The organism is Streptomyces sp. NPDC054796 (genome assembly GCF_053611545.1).
Genome location: NZ_JBSHAO010000087.1, coordinates 1 through 25,101, shown reverse-complemented (window position 1 = coordinate 25,101; position 25,101 = coordinate 1). Strand labels below are relative to the sequence as shown.

The following is a 25,101-nucleotide window of genomic DNA, read 5'->3' as shown; positions in this document are numbered from 1 at the left end:
CGGCGTGAAGCTTTCGTTTTCGGCTTTCTGCCGTCGTTCGTCTCGACCTGCGGGGACACCCCACCGCGTCCCCGTCCCGCCGGTGGCCCACCTCCGCTCCGGGTCGGCCGGGGGCCGGTTCCATGGCGTGCTGCGGCACGCTCTCAGCGCGGGACCTACGGTCCCCACTCCACGGGCCGACCGTCCCGCGCAACACCCCCTGCCGGGGGTGCGTAGCCGGGTGCCCCTTTTGGGGGTTCGTTCGCGTGCTGCGGCCCGGTGGCACGGGTTGTGCCCACCCTCCCCCAGCTACCGCTGGGAGGTGCCCCCTCGCCCTGCGGGACGATTGCCCACAACAGTGGGGGAGCCGTCGCCGTCGGCTTCCCCGACAGGGGCGGAGCCCCTCCGGTACGGCACCGATCCACAGCGTGGGGACAAGCGGAGGGGGTACCGGCCGGTGGTTGGCCACCGGGTGGGAGGGGACGTGGTGGGGTGTCCCCGCAGGTCGAGAAAGTCACCGGCGGAAAGCCGAACACGAGACCTTCACGCCGAGGAGACACCCCGGCGCGGCGCCGACCCCCACCACCCAGGCACCCCATAACCACCGGCGCAAGCCAAGAATCACGCGGCGCAAGCCGCGACGCACCGGTCCATACGCCGCGCCGAAGCCACCGGCCCGCACCCGAAAACGCCGCGCCCCGTGACGCGGCGCAAAAATCAGCGCGGGACCCTACGGTGCCCACCTCACAGGCCAACCGTCCCGCGCAACACCCCCGACGAACCGGCAACCCCCCGTTTCCTTCCGCGCCCCGCGAAGGGGACCCGCTACGCCTCCCCGAGGGTGGCGATCGACGGGCTCCTCGTCGCCGACAGGCCCCGTGACGCGGACTCCGCATCACGAAGCACCCGCACCGCGTTCTCCCACGTCAGCTTCGCGAGGTCCGTCTCGGACCAGCCGCGGCCCAGGAGTTCGGCGATCAGGTTCGGGTAGCCCGCGACGTCGTCGAGGCCGGACGGGGTGAACGCCGTGCCGTCGAAGTCGCCGCCGATGCCGATGTGGTCCACGCCCGCGACTTCGCGCATGTGGTCCAGGTGGTCGGCGACCGTCGCCGCCGTCGCGACGGGCCGCGGGTGCGCCTCCTCGAACGCGCGGTGCACGCGCATCGCCTCCTCGCTCGTGTCGAGGGGGTGCAGCCCGTGCGCGCGCATGTTCTCGTCCGCGGCCAGCGTCCACTCGATCGCCTCGGGCAGCACGAACTTCGGCACGAACGTGGCCATCGCCACGCCCCCGTTGCCGCGCAGCGCCTCCAGGACGTCGTCCGGAATGTTGCGCGGATGGTCGCAGACCGCCCGCGCCGAGGAGTGCGAGAAGAGAACCGGCGCCTCGGACACCCGCAACGCGTCCCGCATCGTCGTCGCGGCCACGTGCGAGAGGTCGACGAGCATGCCGACGCGGTTCATCTCGCGGACGACCTCCTCGCCGAAGGGGGAGAGGCCGTCGTGCCGGGGCTCGTCCGTGGCGGAGTCCGCCCAGTCGATGGTGTCGTTGTGCGTGAGCGTCATGTAGCGCACACCGAGCTGGTGCAGGGCGCGCAGCGTGGCCAGCGAGTTGTTGATGCTGTGGCCGCCCTCGGCGCCCATGAGGGAGGCGATGCGGCCCTCGGCGCGCGCCGTCTCCATGTCGTCGGCGGTGAAGGCCAGCCGCAGGTCGTCGGGGTAGCGCGCGGCCAGTTGCCGCACCACGTCGATCTGTTCCAGGCAGGCGCTGACGGCGCTGTCCCCGGTGAGGTCGGTGCGCACGTACACCGACCAGAACTGGCCGCCGACGCCGCCCGCGCGCAGCCGCGGCAGATCGGTGTGCAGGTGCGCCGACTGGTCGGCGGCGATGTCGCGCCGCGCGAGGTCGTAGGAGACCTGCTCGCGCAGCGCCCACGGCAGGTCGTTGTGCCCGTCCACCACGGGGTGCGCGGCGAGCAGCTCGCGCGCCCGCTCCAGCAGCCCGGTGTGCTCCGACGTATCGCTCATCACAGGCTCCCGAAGCCGAATCCGGTCTCGCCCGACACCTTGCCGCGCAGCCGCTTGCCCTTCTCGGTGGCCTCCGCGTTCAGCTCCTCCTGGAAGCGGGCCATCCGCTCGCGCAGCGCCTCGTCGTGCGCCGCGAGCATCCGTACGGCCAGCAGGCCCGCGTTGCGCGCGCCGCCGACGGAGACCGTCGCGACGGGCACGCCGCCCGGCATCTGGACGATGGACAGCAGCGAGTCCAGCCCGTCGAGGTACTTCAGCGGCACCGGGACGCCGATCACCGGCAGCGTCGTCACGGAGGCGAGCATGCCGGGCAGGTGTGCCGCGCCGCCCGCGCCCGCGATGACCGCCTTGAGGCCGCGGCCCGCGGCCTGCTCGCCGTACGCGACCATCTCGCGCGGCATGCGGTGCGCGGAGACGACGTCGACCTCGTAGGGCACCTCGAACTCGTCGAGTGCCTTCGCCGCGGCCTCCATCACGGGCCAGTCGGAGTCCGAGCCCATGACGATGCCGACAACGGCGTTCGCAGTCATTCGGTGATGGTCCCTCGCAGGTAGCCGGCGGCGTGGGCGGCGCGCTCGCGCACGTCGGCCAGGTCGTCGCCGTAGGTGTTGACGTGCCCGACCTTGCGGCCGGGCTTCACGTCCTTGCCGTACATGTGGATCTTGAGCTGGGGGTCGCGGGCCATGCAGTGGAGGTACGCCGCGTACATGTCGGGGTAGTCGCCGCCGAGGACGTTCGCCATGACGGTCCACGGGGCGCGGGGGCGCGGGTCGCCGAGGGGGAGGTCCAGCACGGCGCGCACGTGGTTGGCGAACTGCGAGGTCACCGCGCCGTCCTGGGTCCAGTGCCCGGAGTTGTGGGGGCGCATGGCCAGCTCGTTGACGAGGACGCGGCCGTCCTTGGTCTCGAACAGCTCGACGGCGAGGTGGCCGACGACGCCCAGCTCGTGCGCGACGGTCAGCGCCAGCTCCTGCGCGCGCACGGCGGCGTTCTCGTCCAGCCCGGGTGCGGGGGCGATGACGGTGTCGCAGACGCCGTCGACCTGGATCGACTCGACGACGGGGTAGGCGACGGCCTGGCCGTGCGGCGAGCGGACGACGTTGGCGGCCAGCTCCCGCGCGAAGTCGACCTTCTCCTCCGCGAGGACGGGCACCCCGGCCTTGAACGGCTCGGCGGCCTCCGCAGCCGACCGTACGACCCACACGCCCTTGCCGTCGTAGCCGCCGCGGACGGTCTTGAGGACGACGGGGAAGCCGTCGCCCGAGCCGCCCGCGCCGTCGCCCGAGCCGTCCGGGGCCCCTTCGGCGGCGAACGCCGCCACGTCAGCGGGATCGCGCACGATGCGGTGCCGCGGGCACGGCACACCGATCGCGGTGAGCCGCTCCCGCATCACGCCCTTGTCCTGGGCGTGCACGAGCGCGTCGGGCCCCGGGCGCACGGGGATGCCGTCCGCCTCCAGGGCGCGCAGATGCTCCGTCGGGACGTGCTCGTGATCGAAGGTGATCACGTCGCAGCCCCGCGCGAAGCTCCGCAGGGTGTCGAGATCGCGGTAATCACCGACGATCACGTCACCCACGACCTGCGCGGCCGAGTCCTGCGGGGTGTCCGAGAGGAGTTTGAACTTGATGCCGAGCGGGATGCCCGCCTCGTGGGTCATACGGGCGAGCTGACCGCCGCCGACCATGCCGACTACCGGGAACGTCACGTACCCAGGGTATCGGCACACCTTCCCCGTCCTTCGTCCACCACGAGTCGCTATGCTCACGGCTGCTTGACGCGGACCTGCTGAGCACGTCACCACGTCACGGGTCACGGTTTCGACGGGTCGCGGTTTCGGCGGATCACGGTTTCGGGGGACGGGCATGGGAGAGGGACAGGGACCGGGCCGCCTCGGCCTGGACGGCCAGGGCACGCTCAGCCAGGGCGACCGGCTGCGGAACGCGGCCAGGGACCTGGACGCGATGGGGAAGTCGCTGGGCAAGGGAGTCGGCCCCGACCTGGGGTTCCCCTCCTTCGTGGACAGCCTCTTCGGCGACGACACCTACGGCGAGTACGGCGGACAGCGCGCCTTCCCGCCCTTCGCGCGGGCCTGGAACGAGGAGATCGACGCGCTCGCCGGAGCCCTCCGCGAGATACACGCCAAGATCGGTGACGGCGTCGCCACGACGAACGGCACCGACAAGGGCGCGGGCGGCCGGATGCGCGGCATCGACACCCCGGGCGGCGGGGAGCGCGGCCGGGGTGAGGGCCGGTGACTTCTCTCGGCAGGTCCCGCAAGGGCGACATCAAGAAGCTGCGCGAGGCCCTGGACGCCCTCTCCCTCAAGGAGGAGAGCTGGGGGATCTCGCCCGAGAACGCCGAGCTGGCGGGCATCATCGACGAGGCACTGGGCTTCCCCGCGCCCGAGGGCTCGCCGGACACCATCGAGGACAAGGCCCGGTCCTACGCCAGGGCGGCGCGGCACGCCGACGAGGTGCGGGCCGACGTGGAGGCCGTCGCCAAGGCGGGCCTGCCCTCGACGTGGGTCGGCGAGGCGGGTTCCAAGGCGAGCGAGGTCACCAAGGCGGCCGGGCGCAACGCCGAGCAGATGGCGGAGAAGTTCGGCAAGGCGGCGACGGAGCTGAGCCTGCTGGCCCAGGGCATCGCGCAGGCGCAGAGCAGGCACTCGCACGGCATGGACGCGCTGCACGACGCGCGGGCCCAGCTCGGCGACAACGTGCTGATGGTGCCGGGCCCGTACGCGGTCAAGGCGCGCTCCATCGCGCGCGGCGGTCTCGGCTCGCTGGAGTCGGGCGTCGAGGCGGCCGAGGCGGCGGGCGAGCGGGCCGAGCGCGAGCTGGACAAGCTCACCTCGGAGGCCCGCGCGGGACAGCTCGACTCCCGTCACCTGTCCGACGCCGACCGCGTCGTCCTCGCCGACGCCGGGGCGCACGGCGGCGACCCCGACGAGAACGAGATCCTGAGCACCACCGACCTCCAGCGCTCCGGCATGTTCCTGGACCGGATGAGCGCGGAGGACCGCGCGGCCTACGACAAGCTGCTCGACGGCTCGAAGTCCCCGCAGGAGCGTGCCTATCTGATGAAGGCGCTGGCCGCCGGGTACAGCCTCGAGGAGATCCAGGACTTCAGCGCCAGTATCCGCCCGTACGGCGACGACCCGGCCTGGCTCCAGCAGCATCTGACGCCCATCGTCAACAGGTCCGACGACGAGCGGAGGTACGGCGATCAGAGCCACGAGGTGGCCTTCGGCGGGCAGGTCTGGGAGCAGGAGGGCAACACCTGTGTGGCCCTCTCGACGGTGACGATGCACGCCCAGTCCGACCCGCTGTACGCGCTGGAGCTGACCACGGGCGGGCGCCCCGGCGACCCCGAGTACGACAGCCCCGAGGCGTTCGAGGAGCGGCTGCGCGACGAGGAGACCCGGGTCTACGACACGCGGGAGGGCAAGAAGGAGGGCATGTCGGGCGAGGAGAGCGAGCAGGTCGCCGACGACGAGATCGGGCGGCACACGGGCGCCGACTACGAGCAGGTCTCCGTGGACAGCGTGGCGAAGCGCGAGGACGCCCTCCCGGAGATCAGGGACTCGGTCAACAGCGGCAGGCCCGTGGCCTTCGGCGCCCGCGAGGGCACCGCCTTCGGCCACCAGATGATGATCATCGGCCAGGAGGGGGACAAGCTCCAGATCTACAACCCCTGGGGCTTCACCACCTGGGTCAGCGAGGAGGACTTCGTCAACGGCACCATGAGCGGCGCCTCCTCGGAGGACTACCCGACGCCCACCGACATCCGGATCCCGCAGTAGGCCGGACGGCCGCCGCCAGGACAGCAGGAGAGCCAGCAGACCATGCACCGCCGCAGCACGTGCCCACGCTCACGCCCACGAGCCCGGAGCCCCCGGAACGCCAGGGGCCCCCGGAACGCCGTCACCGGTGCCCTCCTGCTCACACTGGCCCTCTCCGGCTGCGCGGGCGCCCAGGGCGGCGACGAGCCCCGGCCCTCCGGTTCCGTTTCCTTCTCTGTCTCCGGTTCCCCGTCCATCTCCAGCTCCGCCACCGCTTCCGCCGCGCCCACCCCGTCCGCGACACCCGACCAGGTCTTCGACCGCAAGCACACGGACGTCGAGGTCGCGCCGGGCGAGACGTTCGCGCTGAGGCTGCCGGCCAACCCGTCGGCGGGCTACGACTGGGTGCTGGACGACCCGGAGCCCGACAGCGCCGTCGTGCGGCCCATCGGCGAGCGCGACGTGATGGCCGACACGGAGCGGATGGGCGCGCCCGGCACGCTCTACCTCGACCACCGCGCCGTCGCCGAGGGCCGCACCCAGGTGAAGCTGCGGCACTGTTTCCGGTGCGGCACCGACTACGAGAAGGTCGACGAGGACCACCCCGAGAAGACCGTCACCTTCCACATCACCGTCCGGAAGTGAGCGTCCCGTGCCCGAGGCCATGACCGACGAGGAGCTGCGCGCCCTCGACGTCCCGATGACGCTGCGCTACGGGCTGACGCTGGGCGGCGCGCACCGCACCGCGCTCTTCGGCGACGGCGCGGTGGCCGCCGCGCTCCAGGCGGAGGAGCTGGGCGTGCTGCCGCGCGCGCTGTCCTTCCTGGGCGAGGTCGTCCGCAGGGACGGGCTGCGGCCCGCAGCCGGCCTGCCGGAACCGCTGCCCGGCGAGGCCGCGGGGCCCGCGAAGGAGTGGCTGGGGACGGCCGTCTCCGTACTCAAGGACGGTGACCTGGACGGTGAGGAGAGCGTCGCGCGCTGGCTGGAGGCGGCGGCAGCGCTGCTGGAGCTGCGCCGTTCGGCGGCTCCGGGCACGGCGACGGGAACGCGGCCCGGCACGGCGACGGGAACCTAGCCGGTAGAGCCCGTAGAACCCGCAGCCACCCCCCGCGCATCCCCACAACTCGCGCGCACCGCGTCCACCGCAGGCCGCTATGATCACGCCTGTTTGACGCGGACCTGGTGAATCCGGAGCGGGGGAGTACGCGCGTGACAGGCGGCAGTGGGCACCTGGGGCTCAAGAAGGGCGAGACCCTGACCCAGGGCAGCGTCCTCGACGAGGCGGCCAAGGACCTGGACGAGGTCAGGAAGTCGCTGGAGGGCGACGGAGGCTTCCTCGGCATCGGCTCGGTCATGAACATCTTCGGCCCCGACCGCTTCGGGGACTACGGCGCGACCGCCGCGTTCAACTCCTTCTCCACCGCGTGGAACCTGGAGTGCCACACCCTCGCGGGCGCCCTGCGCGAACTGCACGGCAAGATCGGCGACGGCGTGAAGCTCAACGACGGCAACGACCACGACACGGGCCGCGGCCTCGACTCGATATCCAGCGGCCTGTTCGACCAGCGGGACTCCGAGTCGAAGGCGAAGGAGAGCCTGACGCAGACCGGGCCCGAGCAGGGGAGCAGCGCGCCCCGATGAGCGACGACACACCGAAGCAGCGGCTCAAGGACATGCTCGACGACATCGATGGCATGACCCTCTTCCTCCCGGGGCTGGCCGGGGTCCTGCTCGCCCAGAAGGTGTCGGAGGCCCTCGGGGTCTCCGAGCCCGACGGCGACCCCGGCCACATCGACGGCAAGTCCAAGGCGTACAACCGCGCCGCGGTCAGGACCGGCACCGTCCACGGCGACGTGAACCGCGTCGGCAACGCGGGCCTTCCGGAGACGTGGGTCGGCAAGGCGGGCTCCAAGGCGGTGGAGGTCACCTCGGCCTGCGCGTACACGGCGGACCAGATGTCGGAGAAGTTCGCGCACGCGGGCAAGGAGCTGTCCCTCCTGGCGGAGGGCATCCGCGACGCGCAGAGCGCGCACGGCAGGGCCCGGCCCTCCCTGCACCGGGCCAAGGAGATCCTCGGCGACGACCCGGGGGACTGCGAGCGCGAGGAGCTGGAGAAGGCCAGGACGGCGCTGCGCGACGGGGTGCAGGGCATGTACTCCGCGGCGTGCACGGCCGAGAGCGCGGGCCGCCGCGCGGCCCGCGAGCTGAACAAGATGGCCAGCGAGGCCCGCGCGGGCAAGCTCAGCACCGGGGACCTCAGCGACGCCGACCGCATCACCCTGGCCGCGGCCGCCGCGGCGGGCGGCGACCGCGAGGACAACGAGATCCTCACCGCGAACGACCTGCGCCGCTCCGCCGAGTACATGGACAAGATGAACCCGGAGGACGAACGCAAGTTCCGCACCCTCCTGGACAGCGCCAAGTCTCCGGAGGAGCGCGCTTATCTGATGAAGGCGCTGGCCAGTGGGCGCAGCCTCGAAGAGGTCACCGACTTCCGCAACAAGATCCACCCCTACGGCGCCGACACCCAGTGGCTCCAGCAGCACCTGACGCCGATCGTCAACGCCTCCGACCAGTCAAAGAAGTACGGGGACAAGAGCGGCGTCTGGTTCGGCTACGGCGACGAGGCGAAGATGTGGGAGCAGACGGGCCCGACCTGCGTGGCCCTCTCCACCGTCACGGCCCGCGCGCAGAGCGACCCCATGTTCGCGCTGGAGATCACCACGGGCGGCCACCCGGGCGACCCCGCCTACGACAACCCCGAGAAGTTCGCCGAGCGCCTTGAGGACGAGCAGAACCGCGTCTACGACGAGCGGGACGGCTGGAACGGCTTCTGGGGCACGGACGGCATGGACGACGACGAGCAGCAGAAGGTCGCCAACCAGGAGATCTCCCCGGCCGTCGGGGGCGAGTACAAGCGGCACGAGATGGAGAACGCGGACGACCGGCGCGAGCTGCTCCCCGACATCGAGGAGAACGTGAACGCGGGCAAGCCCGTGCCCGTCGGGGTCACGGGCGACGGCGGCCATCAGATGATGATCATCGGCCAGGAGGGCGACAAGCTCCAGATCTACAACCCCTGGGGCACCACGAGCTGGGTCAGCGAGGAGGACTTCGTCAACAACCGCATGGGTGGCGCGTCCGACGACAGCCTGCCCGAGGCGTACGAGGTCTTCATCCCCGAGGGCGACTGACGCGTCCGCCTCCCTCTCGCCCGGCCGTACGCCTCCGTACCCGAGGCTTCCGTGCCCCCCAGGCCCCGTACCCGAGGAAGGACCCATGGCCAGTAAACGTACCCGGCCGCTGCTCGTGACCCTGGTCGCGGCGGCGGTCGCGGCGGTGCTCGTCGGCGGCTGGCTGCTCTACGGCGCACTGTTCGGCCCGAAGGTGTACGAGGCGGACGACACCGCCATCGAGGTGTCGGCCGGAGAGACGTTCTCCGTCCGGCTGGAGGAGAACCGGAGCACCGGCTACCGCTGGCGGTTCGAGGAGCCCGGACCCGACGAGCGGGTGGTCACCAGGGTCGGGAGCGGCTTCGAGACCGATGAGCCGGTGCTCGACGGCAGCGGTGGCGAGCTGACCCTGGACTTCCGGGCGAAGGCGGCGGGCCGGACCACGCTCAAGCTGCTCTACTGCCGCCAGTGCGGGATGCCCGGCGAGAACACCGGCAGCCCCGAGGCGACCACCGTCACCTTCGACGTGACCGTGCAGGATTGAGTGGGCAGGACCGAGTGGGCAGGATTGAGGACCCCATGAACGACGGCACCCCCGCCGGTATGACCGACGAGGAGCTGCGCGCCCTCGACGTCCCGATGATGCTGCGCTACGGGCTGACGCTGGGCGGCGCGCACCGCGCCGCCCTCTTCGGTGACGGCGCCGTGGCCGGCGCGCTGCACGCGGAGGAACTGGGCGTGCTGCCGCGCTCCGTGCACTTCCTGGGCGACCTGGTGCGGAGCGCCGGAGTCCGGTCCGCCGCGGACCTGCCCGAGCCACTGCCGGGCGGCGCGCCCGCGCGCCTCGCGAAGGAGTGGCTCTCGACGGTGGCGGCGGTGACGAAGGACGGCAGCGTGGACACCGCAGAGGACACGGCCCGCTGGCTGCACGCCGTCGCCTCCGTGCTGGCCCTGCGACAGGGCACCCGCAGCCCCGGCTGAAACCCCGCCCGACAACCGAAGCACCGATCGCCGCACCGCGTCACAGGGTCGCTGGTTAGCATGAGGAGCGACCACACCGACCGGAAACGGGGCTGAGCGACCACTATGGGTGAACGGCGTTCCCTGCGCTCACGGGTAGGACGTCTTGCCCGGGAACTGGCCAAGTTCGGAGCCGTGGGCGCGGTCGGCTTCCTCGTGAACGTGGCCGTCTTCAATCTGTGCATGCACAGCTTCCAGTTGGCCCCGGTGCGGTCCGGTGTGATCTCCCAGGTGGTGGCCATCGGCACCAACTACCTGGGCAACCGCTACTGGACGTACCGCCACATCGACAAGAGCAGGGTGCACCGCGAGACCTCGCTGTTCTTCCTGTTCAGCGGCATCGGCCTCGTCCTGGAGAACGGCATCCTCGCCCTCTCGCACTACGGGTTCGGCTTCACGTCCACGCTCGCCGACAACATCGCCAAGAACGTCGTCGGCCTCGGCATCGGCACCGTCTTCCGCTTCTGGTCCTACCGCACCTGGGTGTTCAGGGACGCCGAGCGGCTGGCGCGCACGGACGGGGACGCGGACAGGGACACGGGCACGGAAGCGGAAGCGGGCGCCGGGGCCGAAACCGTCCCCCCGGACGGTGCGACGCGGGTGGGCGCGCGGTCAGGCGGCCGGGTCCGACGTGGCCTCTCGGCCAAGGAAAAGCGCGAAAACCGGCGGGTACTGCTGAAGTAGTTCGAGCCGCCCGCCGTCCGCCTCGGCCAGATCACGCGCGACGGCGAGCCCGAGCCCCGTCGAGTTGCGCCCGCTCACCGTCCGTTCGAAGACCCGCGAGCCGAGGTCGGGATCGACGCCGGGACCCTCGTCGGTCACCTCCACCACGACCTGATTGCCCGTCACCCGTGTGCGCAGCGCCACCGTGCCCGCGCCGTGCATCAGCGCGTTCTCGATCAGCGTCGCCAGCACCTGCGCCACCGCGCCCGGCGTGCCCACGGCCCGCAGCCCCGTCTTGCCCGAGCGCACTATGGCGCGCCCCGCGCTGCGGTAGGCGGGCTTCCACTCCTCGATCTGCTGCTTGACGACCTCGTCCAGGTCGAAGCTGACGGCCGAGCCCGAGCGCGGATCGCGGGAGTTGGTGAGCAGCCGCTGGACCACGTCCGTCAGCCGCTCCACCTGCGCGAGCGCGATGGTGGCCTCCTCCTTGACCGTGGCCCGGTCCTCCGGGTCGTCGGTGTCGGCCGTCGCGATGATCTCTTCGAGCCGCATCGAGAGCGCGGTGAGGGGCGTGCGCAACTGGTGCGAGGCGTCGGCCGCCAGCCGCCGCTCCGCCGTCAGCATCCGCCCGATGCGGTCCGCGCTCGCGTCCAGCACATCGGCGACCCGGTCCAGCTCCGGCACCCCGTAGCGGCGGTGCCGGGGGCGCGGGTCGCCCGAGCCGAGCCGCTCGGCGGTCTCGGCGAGGTCGGTGAGCGGGGCCGCGACGCGGTGCGACTGGCGTACGGCCAGGATCGCCGCCGCCGCGACGGCCAGCAGCGCCACCGCGAAGATGATCAGGAGGGTGCGCCCGACCTCGGCCCGCACCGTGCCGCGCTCCTGCTGCACGGTCACGGTCTCGCCGTGCCCGCCGCTCTGGGACGCCTCGATGACATCGTCGTCGGGCTTCGCGCCCAGCTCGACGGTCCGCTTGCCGGGGACCTCGATGCGCACGTAGCGGTTGCCCGAGACGGTGGTGCCCATCGTCTCGGGGGTCACCTTCTCCCCGGCGACGAGCCGCGTCTCCACCACGGAGACCAGCCTCGACGCCTCGGAGCGCACGCTCTCCCTGGCGCTCTCCTCGATGGTCCGCGACTCGACGATGACCAGGGAGATGCCGAAGACGGCCACCACGACGAGCACCACCGCGAGGGTGGACTGGATGAGCCGGCGTCGCACGGAGCGCTAGCTCTTCTCGAAGCGGAAGCCCACGCCGCGCACCGTGGCGATGTAGCGGGGGTTGGCCGCGTCGTCGCCCAGCTTCTTGCGCAGCCAGGAGATGTGCATGTCGAGCGTCTTCGTCGAGGACCACCAGGTGGTGTCCCAGACCTCGCGCATGAGCTGGTCGCGGGTGACGACCCGGCCCGCGTCGCGCACCAGCACCCGCAGCAGGTCGAACTCCTTCGCGGTGAGCTGCAACTCCTCGTCGCCCATCCACGCGCGGTGCGACTCGACGTCGATGCGCACGCCGTGCGTCGCGGGCTGCTGAGCGGGCTCGGCCGTGACGCCGCGCCGCAGCAGGGCGCGCACCCGGGCGAGGAGTTCGGCGAGACGGAAGGGCTTGGTGACGTAGTCGTCCGCACCGGCGTCGAGCCCGACGACGGTGTCCACCTCGTCGGCGCGCGCCGTGAGGACCAGGACGGGGAAGGCATGGCCCTCGTTCCGCAGCCTGCGGCAGACCTCAAGGCCGTCCATGCCCGGGAGGCCGAGGTCCAGCACGACCAGATCGATTCCCTCCCGCAGCCCGGCGTCGAGTGCGGTGGGTCCGTCCTCCCGCACCTCGACCTCATAGCCCTCGCGGCGCAGAGCGCGGGCGAGCGGCTCCGAGATCGACGCGTCATCCTCGGCTAGCAGTACTCGGGTCATGGCCCGATGGTAGTCCTCGTCGCCGAGCGTGAGGGCGCTCCCCGCCCACCCGAGTCGATCTTTGGGGACGTGGACACGTCACCTTGGAAAGGGTTGTGTGGTTTCGCTTTTCACCTGTGATCTGTGTCGCAATGCCTTCCGTCGCGCGGGAGCGTGTGACGTATGGTGAGGGCGCTTTTGCAGTGACCGTCAAGGATCCTTGGGCCACGCCAAGCCCGCTCGGGGTCCTTTTCTGTGTGATCCGTCGGTCAGTGACCGTCGGTCGCCACCTCCCACACAGGGCGTGCCGTGTCCCGTATGTGCCGCATGTACGGGCACACAACGTCCCGACCGGCAAGGAACCCCCACATGGCGTCCAGTCTGACGAAGGGCGCGGCCGGCAACACCGGCGGCAAGACCTTCTTCGGCCACCCACGAGGTCTGGCCACCCTTTTCATGACCGAGATGTGGGAGCGCTTCAGCTTCTACGGCATGCGTGCCCTGCTCGTGGTCTACCTGATCTCCGGAGGCCCGGACGCCGGTTCCGGCTCCCAGGGCGGCGGACTGGCCATGGATCTGGCCACCGCGACGGCGATCTACTCCGTCTACAACGCCATGGTCTACCTGCTGGCCCTCCCCGGCGGCTGGTTCGGTGACCGGGTATGGGGTCCGCGCAAGACCGTGGCCATCGCCGCGGGCATCATCATGTGCGGCCACCTCGCGCTCGCCGTCCCCGGCCAGGCGATGTTCTTCGTGGGCCTCGCGCTCGTCGCGACCGGCTCGGGGCTGCTGAAGGCCAACATCTCCACGATGGTCGGCCACCTCTACAACGGCCCCGACGACCCGCGCCGCGACGGTGGCTTCACCGTCTTCTACATGTCGATCAACCTCGGCGCCTTCATCGCGCCCTTCGTCATCGGCACCGTCGGCCAGACCGTCAACTGGCACCTCGGCTTCTCGCTGGCGGCCGTCGGCATGGCGCTGGGCCTGGTCCAGTTCCTGTTCGGCTCCCGAAACCTGGACCCCAGGAGCAGCACGGTCCCGGTCCCGCTGAGCGCGCAGGAGCGCACGGCGGTGGTGCGCAAGGGGCTGATCTGGCTGGCCGTCGCGGTGGTCTTCTACGCCGTCGTCGTCGGCACCGGGCACTTCACCCTCAACTGGGCGATGATCCCGCTGACGCTGCTGGGGCTGCTGCTCCCGGCCGGGATGCTGCTGCGCATCAAGCGCGACAAGGATCTGACGGCGACCGAGCAGGGCCGGATGACCGGCTACATCTGGTTCTTCGTCGCCGCTGCCGTCTTCTGGATGATCTTCGACCAGGGCGCCTCCACCGTGCAGGCGTTCGGCGACGGCAAGACCTCCACGTCGATCCTGGGCTGGAACTTCCCGTCGACCTGGTTCCAGTCGATCAACCCGCTCTTCATCATCCTCATCGCCCCGGTCTTCGCCGCCCTGTGGCTGGCGCTGAACCGGCGCGGCAAGGAGCCGAGCACGACGGTGAAGTTCTCCTTCGCGCTCGTCGTCATCGGCCTCTCCTTCTTCGTCTTCACCATCCCGATGAGCATGGCCACCGGGGACACCAAGGTCAGCCCGCTGTGGCTGGTGCTGATCTTCCTGATGCACACCATCGCGGAGCTGTGCCTCTCGCCCGTGGGGTTGTCGGTGACGACGAAGCTGGCGCCCGCGAAGTACGCGAGCCAGCTCATGGGCGTCTGGTTCCTCGCGGTGACCGCGGGCGACTGCGTCACGGGCATGCTCGCCATCGGCGGCGCCGACCTCAGCGGTACGGGTGTCGTCGCGCTGGAGGCGGCCCTCGCGGTGATCGCGGGCTGCGCGGTCTTCATGTACCGCAAGAAGATCACCGAGAACATGTCCGAGGTGAAGTAGCGGAATCCGGTTCTACGGCGCCACCGGGGTTCGCCCCGGTGGCGCCGGTTCGTGTCCGGGGCCGTGGCAGACAAGCGGAATGAATAGTTCGACTTTCACGTACGCTATAAAGCGGGGCTTTTCGTTCGCTGACGTACGCCAAGGGCCGCTTATGGCCGGATGGCGTCGCACAGTGCCCCCGAGGCGTCGTCGCACGGCGCCGACGGTGCCGGACGACAACACCCCGAATCCCAGTCAATGACCTGGCGGCCGGGTCCTGCCGCGCGACGAAGCGCGCAGGGCGTGGATCCCGGTGTGCGGCGTGCCGCGCCGCGCCGGTGCCGGCCACTCCTCAGAGCAAGGAACCACCATGGCGTCCACCTTCACCAAGGACGCGCCGCAGGGCATACCCGCGGCCGACGGCAAGACCTTCTTCGGGCACCCCCGGGGTCTCGCCACCCTCTTCATGACCGAGATGTGGGAGCGCTTCAGCTTCTACGGCATGCGCGCCCTGCTCGTGCTCTACCTGACGGCCGCCGCCGTGGACGGGGGCATGGGGATGGCGACGGCCACCGCCGTCGCCCTCTACTCCGTCTACAACGCCACCGTGTACCTGATGTCGATGCCCGGCGGCTGGCTCGGCGACCGCGTCTGGGGCCCCCGCAAGACCGTCGCCATCTCGGCCTTCATCATCATGATCGGCCACGCCCTGCTGGCCGTCGGCGTGGACGCCCTGTTCTTCGTGGGCCTCGTCTTCATCGGCGTCGGCTCGGGCCTGCTGAAGGCCAACATCTCCACGATGGTCGGCCACCTCTACCAGGGCCCGAACGACCCGCGCCGCGACGGCGGCTTCACCGTCTTCTACATGGGCATCAACATCGGCGGCTTCGCGGCCCCGCTGCTCATCGGCTGGGCGGGTCAGAAGGTCAACTGGCACCTGGGCTTCGGCCTGGCGGCCCTGGGCATGGCGCTGGGCCTCGTCCAGTTCCTCCTGGGCACCCGGCACCTGGCGGCCGAGTCCAGCGTCGTCCCGAACCCGCTGTCGCGCCCCGAGCGCGTCAAGGCCGTCCGCAACACCCTCGTCGGGGCGCTGGTCCTGGCCGTGTTCTACGCGGGCGTCGTGCTCGCGGACGCGTTCACCATCAACTGGGTGCTGTGGCCGCTGAGCATCGCGGGCCTGGTCCTGCCGACGTACTACTTCGCCCGCATGCGCCGGGACAAGGAGGTCACGGGCGAGGAGAAGAAGAAGCTCACCGGCTACATCTGGTTCTTCGTGGCCGCCGCGATCTTCTGGATGATCTTCGACCAGTCCGGCTCGACGCTGACCCTCTTCGCGGAGAACAGCACCTCGACCGACCTGTTCGGCATCACCTTCCCGACGAGCTGGTTCCAGTCCGTCAACCCGCTGTGGGTGATGATCCTGGCCCCCGTGCTGGCGGCGCTGTGGGTCAAGCTGGGCAGCCGCAACCCGTCGACCACCACGAAGTTCTCGATCGGCCTCATCGGCATCGGCGTCTCCTTCGGCGTGATGATGCTCGCCATGGCCGCGGCCTCGGGCGACGCCAAGGTGACCCCGCTGTGGCTGATCGTCGTCTACCTCATCCAGACCATCGGCGAGCTGTGCCTCTCGCCCGTGGGGCTGTCGGTGACGACGAAGCTGGCGCCCGCGAAGTACGCGAGCCAGCTCATGGGCGTCTGGTTCCTCGCGGTGACCGCGGGCGACTGCGTCTTCGCGATCGTCCAGCTCGTCATCGGCGACGCGGCCAGCGGCACGACGGGCTTCGCGGTCCAGGGCATCATCGCGGCCCTCGCGGGCCTGGTCTTCCTGGCCTCGCGCCAGAAGATCAGGCCGCTGCTGGGCAGCGTGAAGTAGGCACTCCGGTGGGGGCCCGCACAGCGGAGCCCCCGGGGAGGGGGCGGCACCTGGGGACGGGGGCCGCCCCTTTCGCATGCCGTCGCGACGGTCCCGTCCGAGTACATCCGCTGGACACGCCGCCACCGACAGGGCGGCAGACCAGCAGACTCGGGGCCGCCCACGCGGTTTCCTCTTCCGTCAACCGTGATCGCTTGACCCACGCGCCCCGTCCTCGGGAGCATCAACGCGGATGCGGGGCGCTGGCAGCGGTAGGGGAGAAGGAACCCGGGCCATGAAGGTCACCAAGCTGGTCAGTACGTGCGTCATCAAGGACTGCCCGACGGTCTACGCGACAGAGCGCGGCACCCTCCTGGTGCACATTCTGTCGCGCCCGCTCACGGAGTATCTTCGCTTCGAACTGGGGTGGGGCTACCGGAAGAATATGGCCGGGGGCGAAGAGTTCTTCATCTTCGACATCACCGACAAGCTCAATCCGCTGGAGAGCGTCCCGGACTTCTGGTGCTTCGACTCCGAACTCGTGGCTGTGATGAACTACGACGAGGCCGGTAAGTACCTCGGCTCGAAGGTGCTGGGGCCAGAACAGGCGACTGAATTCACCAGGTTCCATGACGCGGCGCTCGCGCACGCCGAACCGTTTACCGAATGGTGGGCCAAGTACGGGGCGTGAACAGGGCACAGCTTGGAGCCGCACTGCGGGCGCTGCGAGTGGCATGCCCTCTTGACGGCTCCAGCAGCGTGCCGCGAAGGTCGTGCGACCAGTAGCAGCAGGCTCGGCGAGGAAGAGGTAGCCATGTCTCTCCTGTTCTTCGGCAAGGACCCTGAGACCGACGAGGACCACTGCCCGACGGTCTGGGTGGACGATGAATCCGCCGATCTTGTTCTCCAGGGCTGGAAGACGGACCGGGCGACCGAGGAGCAGTGCCTCACCTTCGGCCCCGTCCCGGACACGGAGGCCGTTATTCGCCTCCCGGCACGGATGATCGAGCAGATCAGGAAGGCATGCGATGCCGCAGAACGCTCAGCAGCCGAGCTTCGCCGAGTGCCTTCGGGACACGGTCCGCTCGGCGGTCCACCTGGAGACACGTGACGACTACGGCGACAACGAGCGGTTCGCCGCATGGCGGCGGGGAGCCCGGATCGACTGGGACGACCGCTCGTCCTGGTGGCGGCCCTTCCACGACCAGATCGCCGGAACAGTCGAGCGCGGGGTGGCGGTCCGCCGGGCGCGCGTCGTCAGCGAGCCGGTGTCCGCGTACATCCGCTGGGAGCACTACATGACGCGAGCTAACCTCACCGCCGGTGAGCGGGTCCGGTGGGTGCCCAGGCGGCTTGCCTCGGACCTGGCGCTCCCGTGCAACGACTTCTGGCTGTTCGACGACCGGCTGGCCCGGATCCACCACTTCTCCGGAGACGGCTCCCTCGTAGAGGACGAGTTCTCCACCGACCAGGCCGTCCTGAAACTGTTCGCCGCGTCGTTCGAAGCTGCGTGGGAACGCGGCGTCCCGCACGAGGATTACCGGATCTGATTCCCACGACCCCGTCAGCAGGTCATGCCGTTCTCACCGTCCTCCAGTGCCCAGGCCGCCCGCGAATCGGTCGCCGGACGGTTGAAGGACCTTCGGCTGGATGCCGGCCTGACAATGCAGGAACTGGCTCACCGGTGTGGCTGGAACAAGGCCAAGACCTCCCGCATTGAGGCCGCGAAGACCGCCCCCTCCGACACCGACGTCCGGGCCTGGTGTGCGGCCTGCGGCGCCGAGGACCGGACGGCTGACCTGATCGCGGCCTCGCGCTCGGCGAACTCGATGTACGTCGAGTGGCGCCGGGTACAGCGCACCGGCCTGCGCAGACTCCAAGAAGCCAGCCTGCCGCTCTATGAGCGTACGAAGCTGTTCCGTGCCTATTGCTCCCGCGTCATGCCCGGGCTTCTCCAGACCGAGGACTACGCACGAGCCCTCCTGTCCTTGATCGCGAATTTCCGGAATCTTCCCGACGACATCGATGAAGCAGCGGCAGTTCGGGCGAACCGCTCGCACATCATCCGTGACGGATCGCACCGCGCCGTCCTGCTCGTGGAGGAAGACGTACTGACCCACCTCATTGGCGACGACGCCGTTATGGCGGGTCAGCTCCGACGTCTGCTGACAGCCATGTCGTACCCCGCGGTGTCGCTCGGGATCATTCCCCGGTCAATGCCGCGAGGTATGTGGGGCCTTGAGACGTTCACGGTGTTCGACGACAGGCGGGTCCATGTGGAGCTGCTGGCCGCGAAGGTGACGGTGACCACACCGACCGAGGTGGAGATCTACCTGCGCGCGTTCACGCGACTCGCGGAAATGGCCGTGTACGGGCCCCGTGCCCGCTTTCTGATCAGGAAGGCCATCGACGCGCTGGGGTAATTGGCCTGCAACAACGTGCAACTTCGTGGCAGTCCCGTTTTCGTTCCTTCTACCGTCCTTTGTGACGAAGCCATAGCGCGGCCGACATCCGGGACTTTCGGAGCCGCGTGCGCCGCGGCTCCGGCGAAGCTGTCCCGGATGCCGGGAGCGCGTGTGCCCTTCGTCCACGTACCGTCTGACAAGGAGGGCAGAAATGTGACGATCACCTACCAGGGCCCCACCGGTGTCCTGAGTCTGATCAGTCCGGAACTGCGAGCAGATCTGATCGAGGTCGTCCGCAAGGATTACTGGCCCGAGCTCACCGATGATCTCGGCCGGCGCGGCGTCGACCAGATGGTGGCCTTCCTCGCCACCGCCGCACACACCACCGGCAAGATGGCCCCGAGTCTCCGGGTGGACCTCTTCTGGCACGCTTTCGTGCTGCACACCAAACCCTACGCGGATTTCTGCCAGGCGCTCGGTGCCCCCTTCGTCCACCACGTCCCGGACCGCGGTGGGCACGACCCCGCCAAGGGCCGGGCCGCGATGGCCAATACTCGCGACCTCCTCCGTGTCGCCGGTTACGAGACAGATCCCGATTTCTGGCCCGCCGAAGGTTCCGCCGACTGCACTCAGAGCTACGCGGGCTGTAGCGACAGCCCCGTGAACAAGTAGTCCACTAACGCCTCGGCCGCCCGCTGACGGGCGGCCACCGCGAAGGAGAACGGACAGGTAGTGACGGACGCCCGCAGCGCCGCATGGGACACGTACTCGCGGACAAAACCCCAGCGACGACGGACCAATGCCAGGGGCGAGAGCACGTGGTTCAACTGGACCCAGTACACAGACCATGGCCCCGGAACGGAAGTGCTGGCGCTGGAGCCCGGGGACCGTGTGCTCGACCTCGGCTGTGGCAGCGGCGGGAACGCGGCTCACCTCGCAGCCCTCGGCATGAAGGCCGTCGGGATCGACCTCTCGGGCAAGCAACTCGACAAGGCCCGCGAACGCTGGCCGGACGCGGACGGGATGGAGCTGCGGCAGGGGGACGCACAAGCCTGCCTGGCGGAGACGTCCACGGTCTTCGACGCGGTCTACAGCGTGTTCGGTGCCATCTGGTTCACGGACCCCGACCTCCTGCTTCCACTCGTGCGCGCGCGCCTCAAGCCCGGCGGCATGTTCGCCTTCTCGCAGCGGCCTCCGGTCGAAGGCTGCTACGGATGCCAGGCGTCGTACATTCCTCGCGGGGCCGAGGAGGACCCCGCTGTCGTGAAGCGGTGGGACTACGCGCCTGGGGCCTGGACCAGGATGCTCAAGAAACACGGCTTTGACGACGTAACCGCCACGGTGCTCCCGGCTCCTGTCCAGAGCCCCCGCCGCGTTGGCACGCTCCTGGTCCGTGCTCGTGGACGGTGAGGAATGGCGTCGGTTCTTCGACGCCTTCGAGTACGAGGCGTGGCGCTTCGAGGCGCAGCCCACGTACACCATGCCGAAGGAGCAGGAGAACGTCGCCCGCTTCTTGCGCGGCGAGAAGAAGCCCGCCGACCACAATGCCCGCTGGCACGAGCGGGTACGCGAGTACGTCGCCTCCGGCAGGCGCGTCGTCCGTGTCCGTGTCGTGCGCCGGCCGCTCACCGACTATCAGCGGTATCAGTTCGCGTGGGGCATCCCCGGAAACATCGGGGCCGGTGAGGACATCCGAATCCTGGACGTGACGCGGGAGGACTATGGCCTGCCGCCTGACCTCCCGGACAAACAAGTCCCCGCACATGACAACAGCCCCCGGCAGGGCGGCGTCGGGGCCGTCGTGCCGGGGGCTGCGTCGAGGAAGAGGGAGAGAGGGGGCGTTACGGGAGATTGCGGGCCATGACGATGCGCTGGACCTGGTTCGTGCCCTCGTAGATCTGGGTGATCTTCGCGTCGCGCATCATGCGCTCGACGGGGTAGTCACGGGTGTAGCCGTAGCCGCCGAGGAGCTGGACCGCGTCGGTGGTGATCTCCATGGCGGCGTCGGACGCGTAGCACTTGGCCGCGGCGCCGAAGAACGTCAGGTCCTCCTTGCCGCCCCCGGCGGACACCCGCTCGGACTTCGCCGCCGCCGCGTACGTGAGCTGACGCGCGGCCTCCAGCTTCATCGCCATGTCGGCGAGCATGAACTGCACGCCCTGGAAGTCGCCGATCGGCTTGCCGAACTGCTTGCGCTCCTGGACGTAGCCCTTGGCGTAGTCCAGCGCGCCCTGGGCGATGCCCAGCGCCTGGGCCGCGATGGTGATGCGGGTGTGGTCGAGGGTCTGCATCGCCGTGGCGAAGCCGGTGCCCTCCGCGCCGATCATGCGGTCGGCGGGGATGCGCACGTTGTCGAGGTAGACCTCGCGGGTGGGGGAGCCCTTGATGCCCAGCTTCTTCTCGGGGGCGCCGAAGGAGACGCCCTCGTCGGCCTTCTCGACCACGAAGGCGCTGATGCCCTTGGTGCGCTTCTCGGGATCGGTCACGGCCATCACCGTGTAGTAGTCCGAGACGCCCGCGTTGGTGATCCAGCGCTTCACGCCGTTGAGCACCCAGAAGTCGCCGTCGCGTACGGCCTTGGTCTTCATGCCGCCCGCGTCCGAGCCCGCGTCGGGCTCGCTCAGGCAGTACGAGAACATGCCCTCGCCCCTGGCGAGCGGGCCCAGGTACTTCTTCTTCAGCTCCTCCGAGCCGGACAGCACGACCGGCAGCGAGCCCAGCTTGTTGACGGCCGGGATCAGCGACGAGGACGCGCAGACCCGGGCGACCTCCTCGATGACGATGACGGTCGCGAGCGCGTCGGCCCCGGCGCCGCCGTACGCCTCGGGCACGTGGACCGAGTGCAGGTCGTTCGCGGTGAGCGCGTCGAGCGCCTCCTGCGGGAACCGGCCCTCCTCGTCCACCTCGGCGGCGAACGGCGCGATCTTCGCCTCCGCGAGCGAGCGCACCGAGTCCCGGAGCATCTCGTGCTCCTCGGGCAACCGGTAGAGGTCGAAGTCGGCTGCTGCGCTGTTGTCCGAGGGCGCCAAGGTTTTCACTCCTCTGAGAGCGGCTCTGCTAATTACCGTTAAGTAACCCAATTCTAGAGGGAGCCGAGGGAACCGGGATACGTGAGCTTCACGACAGCGCGGCGGGCGGTCACGGCGGGGCCCCGGTTATGCTCGCGGGCAGCGTTCTGCCCGCAGCTACAGGAGCACAGATGGCCTCGCCCAAGATCACCGTGATTGGCACCGGATACCTCGGCGCCACCCACGCCGCCGCCATGGCCGAACTGGGCTTCGACGTGCTGGGTCTCGACATCTCCCCGGAGAAGATCGCGACCCTGGAGCGGGGCGAGGCCCCGATGTACGAGCCGGGGCTCGGCGAGCTGTTGCGCAAACACGTCGCCGGGCACGAGGGCGCCAGCGGACGGCTGCGCTTCACCACCTCCTACGCCGAGGTCGGCGAGTTCGGCGACGTCCACTTCATCTGCGTCAACACCCCGCAGAAGCACGGCGAGTACGCCTGTGACATGTCCTACGTCGACGCGGCCGTCGAGTCCCTGGCCCCGCACCTGACGCGCCCCGCGCTGGTCGTCGGCAAGTCGACGGTCCCCGTCGGCAGCGCGGACCGGCTCGCCGCGCGCCTCGCCGAGCTGGCCCCGGCGGGCGAGGAGGCGGAACTCGCCTGGAACCCCGAGTTCCTCCGTGAGGGCTTCGCCGTCCAGGACACGCTGCACCCCGACCGCCTCGTCGTCGGCGTCCGCAGCGAGCGCGCCGAACAGCTCCTGCGCGAGGTCTACGCCACCCCCGTGGCCGAGGGCTCGCCCTTCATCGTCACGGACTTCCCGACCGCCGAACTGGTGAAGACCTCGGCGAACTCCTTCCTGGCCACCAAGATCTCCTTCATCAACGCGATGGCCGAGGTCTGCGAGGCCGCCGACGGCGACGTCGTCAAGCTGGCCGAGGCGATCGGCCACGACGACCGCATCGGCAAGAAGTTCCTGCGCGCGGGCATCGGCTTCGGCGGCGGCTGCCTCCCCAAGGACATCCGCGCCTTCATGGCCCGCGCGGGCGAACTGGGCGCCTCCGAGGCGCTCAGCTTCCTGCGCGAGGTGGACTCCATCAACATGCGGCGGCGCGCCCAGATGGTCGAGCTGACGCGCGAGGCGGTCGGCGGCAGCCTGCTGGGCAAGCGGGTCGGGGTACTGGGTGCGACGTTCAAGCCCGACTCCGACGACGTCCGCGACTCGCCCGCGCTCAACGTCGCGGGCCAGCTCCACCTCCAGGGGGCGCAGGTCACGGTCTACGACCCCAAGGGGCTGGAGAACGCGCGGGCGATCTTTCCCACGCTGGGGTACGCGGACAGTGCGATCGGGGCGGTGCGGGGGGCCGACGTCGTGCTGCACCTCACGGAGTGGCGCGAGTTCAAGGATCTGGACCCCGCCGAGCTGGGGGAGGCGGTGGCGACGCGGCACGTCCTGGACGGGCGCAACACGCTGGACCCCGCGCTGTGGCGCAAGTCCGGCTGGACCTTCCGCGCCCTGGGCCGCCCCACAGCCTGACGCCCCCTTCGCGGGGCGCGGAATGAAACGAAGGGTCGGCCCTTCACTGGGCTGCACCCCTTCACGGGGTGCGGGGTGAAGCCTTCACGGCTGCCCGTTTCTCGCAGGGGGTGCGCTCTGTGGGTGCCCCTTTGGGGTTTCGTCACGCGGGCGCGGGCCGGTGGGTGGGTTGTGCCCACCCGTTCCGCCATGCGGAACGCTTGCCCACAACAGTGTGGTGAGCCGTCGCCCGGCGGGTGCATCCCTGGGTGCCCCTTTGGGGCTTCGTTCGCGTGCTGCGGCCCGGTGGCACGGGTTGTGCCCACCCTCCCCCAGCTACCGCTGGGAGGTGCCCCCTCGCCCTGCGGGACGATTGCCCACAACAGTGGGGGAGCCGTCGCCGTCGGCTTCCCCGGCAGGGGCGGAGCTCCTCCGGTACGGCACCGGTGCACAGCGTGGGGGCAAGCGGAGGGGTCACCGGCTGGAGGTTGGCCACCGGGTGGGAGGGGACGTGGTGGGGTGTCCCCGCAGGTCGAGAAAGTCACCGGCGGAAAGCTGAACACGAGACCTTCACGCCGAGGAGACACCCCACCACGGCACCGACCCCCACCACACAGCAACCCCACACGGCCACCGGCACAAGCCAAGAACCACGCGGCGCCAGCCGCGAACGCACCGCAACCACACGCCGCGCCGAAGCCACCGGCCCGCACCCGAAAAACGCCGCACCCCGTGAAGCGGCACAAAAATCAGCGCGGGACCCTACGGCACCCACCTGAGAGGGCAACCGTCCCGCGCAACACCCCCCGACAGGGTCAGGGGCGCCGGGACCGATAGGCGCGCATTTTGGCGCGGCTGCCGCAGACTGCCATGGTGCACCAGCGGCCACGCCCCGCCGGGCTGCGGTCGTAGAAGACCCACAGGCAGTCCTCGGCCTCGCACGCCTTGAGCCGCTGCCACTGGCCGCCCGCGTCCGCCGCCGCGATCCCCGCCGCGACGCGCGCGGCGAGCCCGTCGACCCCGAGAAGCCCCTCGGCGGGCCGCAAGGCCGCCGCACCGGCCCCGTCGAGCCCGAGCACGAGCGGCGCAGCCCCGAGGCGCCGCTCCAGCACCCGCGCCGCCCCGGAGTCCATCGGAGCGCCCGTGTGCGCCACGCACGCGCTCCGCAGCCCCTCCCTCAGCTCGGTGACCGCGGGCAGGTCGCCCCCGGTGAGGGCGAGGTCCGTCAGGCCGTGGCGGCGGGCGAACCTGCCGAGGCCGTCCGGCGCCGCGAGCGCGTCCTCGCCGGTCTCCACGTCGAGGGTGTTCACCAGTTCCTGCACCAGGACGAGTGAGGCGGGCGCTGTCCTGTCCGTCACCTTGCCAGGTTACTGGTAGGACGCCATCATGGGGTAACCGAAGCGTTACCAGTAACGAGCTTCAAGGGGTAACCATGGCTATCGCCACGATGGGTGTCGTCGTCCTGGACTGTCCGGACCCTCAGCGGCTCGCGGAGTTCTACGCCGCGGTGCTCGGCTGGAAGGTCGACCCGAGCGAGAGCGAGGACGACTGGGTCGAGGTCGCGAGCCCCGAGGGGCGGCGGCTGGCCTTCCAGGAGTCGCCGGGCTACGTACCGCCGCAGTGGCCCAGCCTGGAGCACGCGCAGCAGCTCCACCTGGATCTGGACGTGCCCAGAGAGAAGATGGACGAGGCCGAGCGCGAGGTGCTCGCGCTCGGTGCGGTGCTGGCGCAGGGCGACGACGACGGCAAGCGGAACTTCCGCGTCTACCTCGACCCCGTCGGGCACCCCTTCTGCTTCTGCGCCCGCTGACAGGGTTCGGGCACGGCTCAGGGGACAGCACAGGGCCCGGACAGTGCTCGGCCCGGACAGCGCGGGGGCCCGCCCGGGGGGGGGGGGGGCCGGGCGGGCGCGGGGCCCCAAAACCCAAACC

26 protein-coding genes and 1 pseudogene are annotated in these 25,101 nt (G+C 70.3%); 20 read left to right on the top strand and 7 right to left on the bottom strand.

The features are described from left to right. Window positions 1-804 precede the first annotated feature (804 nt). The 3 genes from ACWGJ2_RS37820 to ACWGJ2_RS37810 are packed head-to-tail and all read right to left on the bottom strand — an operon-like array spanning window position 805 to window position 3,709. Window positions 805-2,004 (bottom strand): dipeptidase, encoded by a 1,200-nt coding sequence (locus ACWGJ2_RS37820; RefSeq protein WP_453350925.1) that lies wholly within the window; start codon window positions 2,002-2,004, stop codon window positions 805-807. After that, window positions 2,004-2,534, bottom strand: a complete 531-nt coding sequence (purE, locus tag ACWGJ2_RS37815) for a 5-(carboxyamino)imidazole ribonucleotide mutase (protein WP_453350924.1) — start codon at window positions 2,532-2,534, stop codon at window positions 2,004-2,006. Before purE ends, ACWGJ2_RS37820 begins: the two co-directional genes overlap by 1 nt. After that, window positions 2,531-3,709: a 5-(carboxyamino)imidazole ribonucleotide synthase gene (locus ACWGJ2_RS37810; protein ID WP_453350923.1), complete on the bottom strand. Its 1,179-nt coding sequence runs from the start codon at window positions 3,707-3,709 to the stop codon at window positions 2,531-2,533. Before ACWGJ2_RS37810 ends, purE begins: the two co-directional genes overlap by 4 nt. 157 nt (window positions 3,710-3,866) lie before the next feature. Here ACWGJ2_RS37810 and ACWGJ2_RS37805 point away from each other — a divergent pair, with 157 nt between their 5' ends. From ACWGJ2_RS37805 to ACWGJ2_RS37765, 9 genes are all read left to right on the top strand, one after another. Further along, complete coding sequence (locus tag ACWGJ2_RS37805; RefSeq protein WP_453350922.1) at window positions 3,867-4,259, top strand: hypothetical protein; 393 nt, start codon at window positions 3,867-3,869, stop codon at window positions 4,257-4,259. Further along, a complete protein-coding gene (locus tag ACWGJ2_RS37800) occupies window positions 4,256-5,806 on the top strand; it encodes a peptidoglycan-binding protein (protein ID WP_453350921.1) in 1,551 nt (516 codons plus the stop codon). The genes ACWGJ2_RS37805 and ACWGJ2_RS37800 overlap by 4 nt, the downstream gene beginning before the upstream one ends. Before the next feature lie 42 nt (window positions 5,807-5,848). Next, the gene (locus ACWGJ2_RS37795; RefSeq protein WP_453350920.1) at window positions 5,849-6,430 is read left to right on the top strand and encodes a protease inhibitor I42 family protein; all 582 of its coding nucleotides are present in this window, start codon (window positions 5,849-5,851) and stop codon (window positions 6,428-6,430) included. A 7-nt stretch (window positions 6,431-6,437) separates the two neighbouring features. Beyond that, window positions 6,438-6,860: a hypothetical protein gene (locus tag ACWGJ2_RS37790; RefSeq protein WP_453350919.1), complete on the top strand. Its 423-nt coding sequence runs from the start codon at window positions 6,438-6,440 to the stop codon at window positions 6,858-6,860. Between the two features lie 134 nt (window positions 6,861-6,994). Continuing rightward, on the top strand, window positions 6,995-7,426 hold the full coding sequence (locus tag ACWGJ2_RS37785) for a hypothetical protein (RefSeq protein WP_453350918.1): 432 nt from the start codon (window positions 6,995-6,997) through the stop codon (window positions 7,424-7,426). Further along, entirely contained in the window at window positions 7,423-8,979 is a 1,557-nt protein-coding gene (locus ACWGJ2_RS37780; RefSeq protein ID WP_453350917.1) for a peptidoglycan-binding protein, read from the top strand. The genes ACWGJ2_RS37785 and ACWGJ2_RS37780 overlap by 4 nt, the downstream gene beginning before the upstream one ends. 85 nt (window positions 8,980-9,064) lie before the next feature. Next, window positions 9,065-9,502: a protease inhibitor I42 family protein gene (locus ACWGJ2_RS37775; protein WP_453350916.1), complete on the top strand. Its 438-nt coding sequence runs from the start codon at window positions 9,065-9,067 to the stop codon at window positions 9,500-9,502. Between the two features lie 35 nt (window positions 9,503-9,537). After that, window positions 9,538-9,939, top strand: coding sequence for a hypothetical protein (locus ACWGJ2_RS37770; RefSeq protein WP_453350915.1), 402 nt, complete (start codon window positions 9,538-9,540; stop codon window positions 9,937-9,939). Window positions 9,940-10,044: 105 nt separating this feature from the next. Then, a complete protein-coding gene (locus tag ACWGJ2_RS37765) occupies window positions 10,045-10,662 on the top strand; it encodes a GtrA family protein (protein ID WP_453350914.1) in 618 nt (205 codons plus the stop codon). On the opposite strand, the gene ACWGJ2_RS37760 is transcribed toward ACWGJ2_RS37765, so the two are convergent. Continuing rightward, on the bottom strand, window positions 10,591-11,859 hold the full coding sequence (locus tag ACWGJ2_RS37760; RefSeq protein WP_453350913.1) for an ATP-binding protein: 1,269 nt from the start codon (window positions 11,857-11,859) through the stop codon (window positions 10,591-10,593). The two genes, ACWGJ2_RS37765 and ACWGJ2_RS37760, sit on opposite strands and share 72 nt — an antisense overlap. A gap of 6 nt (window positions 11,860-11,865) precedes the next feature. After that, window positions 11,866-12,546 (bottom strand): response regulator transcription factor, encoded by a 681-nt coding sequence (locus tag ACWGJ2_RS37755; protein ID WP_453350912.1) that lies wholly within the window; start codon window positions 12,544-12,546, stop codon window positions 11,866-11,868. Between the two features lie 348 nt (window positions 12,547-12,894). Here ACWGJ2_RS37755 and ACWGJ2_RS37750 point away from each other — a divergent pair, with 348 nt between their 5' ends. From ACWGJ2_RS37750 to ACWGJ2_RS37710, 9 genes and pseudogenes are all read left to right on the top strand, one after another. Further along, window positions 12,895-14,412 (top strand): peptide MFS transporter, encoded by a 1,518-nt coding sequence (locus ACWGJ2_RS37750; protein ID WP_453350911.1) that lies wholly within the window; start codon window positions 12,895-12,897, stop codon window positions 14,410-14,412. A gap of 349 nt (window positions 14,413-14,761) precedes the next feature. Next, entirely contained in the window at window positions 14,762-16,264 is a 1,503-nt protein-coding gene (locus ACWGJ2_RS37745; protein WP_453350910.1) for a peptide MFS transporter, read from the top strand. A gap of 355 nt (window positions 16,265-16,619) precedes the next feature. Continuing rightward, window positions 16,620-16,934, top strand: a pseudogene (locus ACWGJ2_RS37740) (DUF6879 family protein); the annotation flags it as partial. Window positions 16,935-17,057: 123 nt separating this feature from the next. After that, entirely contained in the window at window positions 17,058-17,354 is a 297-nt protein-coding gene (locus ACWGJ2_RS37735; protein ID WP_453350909.1) for a hypothetical protein, read from the top strand. Next, entirely contained in the window at window positions 17,272-17,793 is a 522-nt protein-coding gene (locus tag ACWGJ2_RS37730) for a DUF6879 family protein (RefSeq protein ID WP_453350908.1), read from the top strand. The genes ACWGJ2_RS37735 and ACWGJ2_RS37730 overlap by 83 nt, the downstream gene beginning before the upstream one ends. 24 nt (window positions 17,794-17,817) lie before the next feature. Continuing rightward, window positions 17,818-18,666, top strand: a complete 849-nt coding sequence (locus ACWGJ2_RS37725; RefSeq protein ID WP_453350907.1) for a helix-turn-helix domain-containing protein — start codon at window positions 17,818-17,820, stop codon at window positions 18,664-18,666. Window positions 18,667-18,861: 195 nt separating this feature from the next. Next, a complete protein-coding gene (locus ACWGJ2_RS37720) occupies window positions 18,862-19,320 on the top strand; it encodes a glycine-rich domain-containing protein (RefSeq protein ID WP_453350906.1) in 459 nt (152 codons plus the stop codon). Window positions 19,321-19,380: 60 nt separating this feature from the next. Then, window positions 19,381-20,058 (top strand): class I SAM-dependent methyltransferase, encoded by a 678-nt coding sequence (locus ACWGJ2_RS37715; RefSeq protein WP_453350905.1) that lies wholly within the window; start codon window positions 19,381-19,383, stop codon window positions 20,056-20,058. Further along, window positions 20,042-20,512: a DUF6879 family protein gene (locus ACWGJ2_RS37710; protein WP_453350904.1), complete on the top strand. Its 471-nt coding sequence runs from the start codon at window positions 20,042-20,044 to the stop codon at window positions 20,510-20,512. Before ACWGJ2_RS37715 ends, ACWGJ2_RS37710 begins: the two co-directional genes overlap by 17 nt. On the opposite strand, the gene ACWGJ2_RS37705 is transcribed toward ACWGJ2_RS37710, so the two are convergent. Further along, window positions 20,490-21,611: an acyl-CoA dehydrogenase family protein gene (locus ACWGJ2_RS37705; protein WP_453350926.1), complete on the bottom strand. Its 1,122-nt coding sequence runs from the start codon at window positions 21,609-21,611 to the stop codon at window positions 20,490-20,492. The genes ACWGJ2_RS37710 and ACWGJ2_RS37705 overlap by 23 nt on opposite strands. Window positions 21,612-21,847: 236 nt before the next feature. On the opposite strand from ACWGJ2_RS37705, the gene ACWGJ2_RS37700 reads away from it, so the two are divergent. Further along, window positions 21,848-23,191 carry a UDP-glucose dehydrogenase family protein gene (locus ACWGJ2_RS37700; RefSeq protein WP_453350903.1) on the top strand — a complete coding sequence of 448 codons (1,344 nt, stop codon included), beginning with the start codon at window positions 21,848-21,850 and terminating at the stop codon, window positions 23,189-23,191. 794 nt (window positions 23,192-23,985) lie between these two features. On the opposite strand, the gene ACWGJ2_RS37695 is transcribed toward ACWGJ2_RS37700, so the two are convergent. Beyond that, window positions 23,986-24,528, bottom strand: a complete 543-nt coding sequence (locus ACWGJ2_RS37695; RefSeq protein ID WP_453350902.1) for a CGNR zinc finger domain-containing protein — start codon at window positions 24,526-24,528, stop codon at window positions 23,986-23,988. Between the two features lie 74 nt (window positions 24,529-24,602). Here ACWGJ2_RS37695 and ACWGJ2_RS37690 point away from each other — a divergent pair, with 74 nt between their 5' ends. Beyond that, window positions 24,603-24,980, top strand: coding sequence for a VOC family protein (locus tag ACWGJ2_RS37690; RefSeq protein WP_453350901.1), 378 nt, complete (start codon window positions 24,603-24,605; stop codon window positions 24,978-24,980). Window positions 24,981-25,101: the final 121 nt, after the last annotated feature.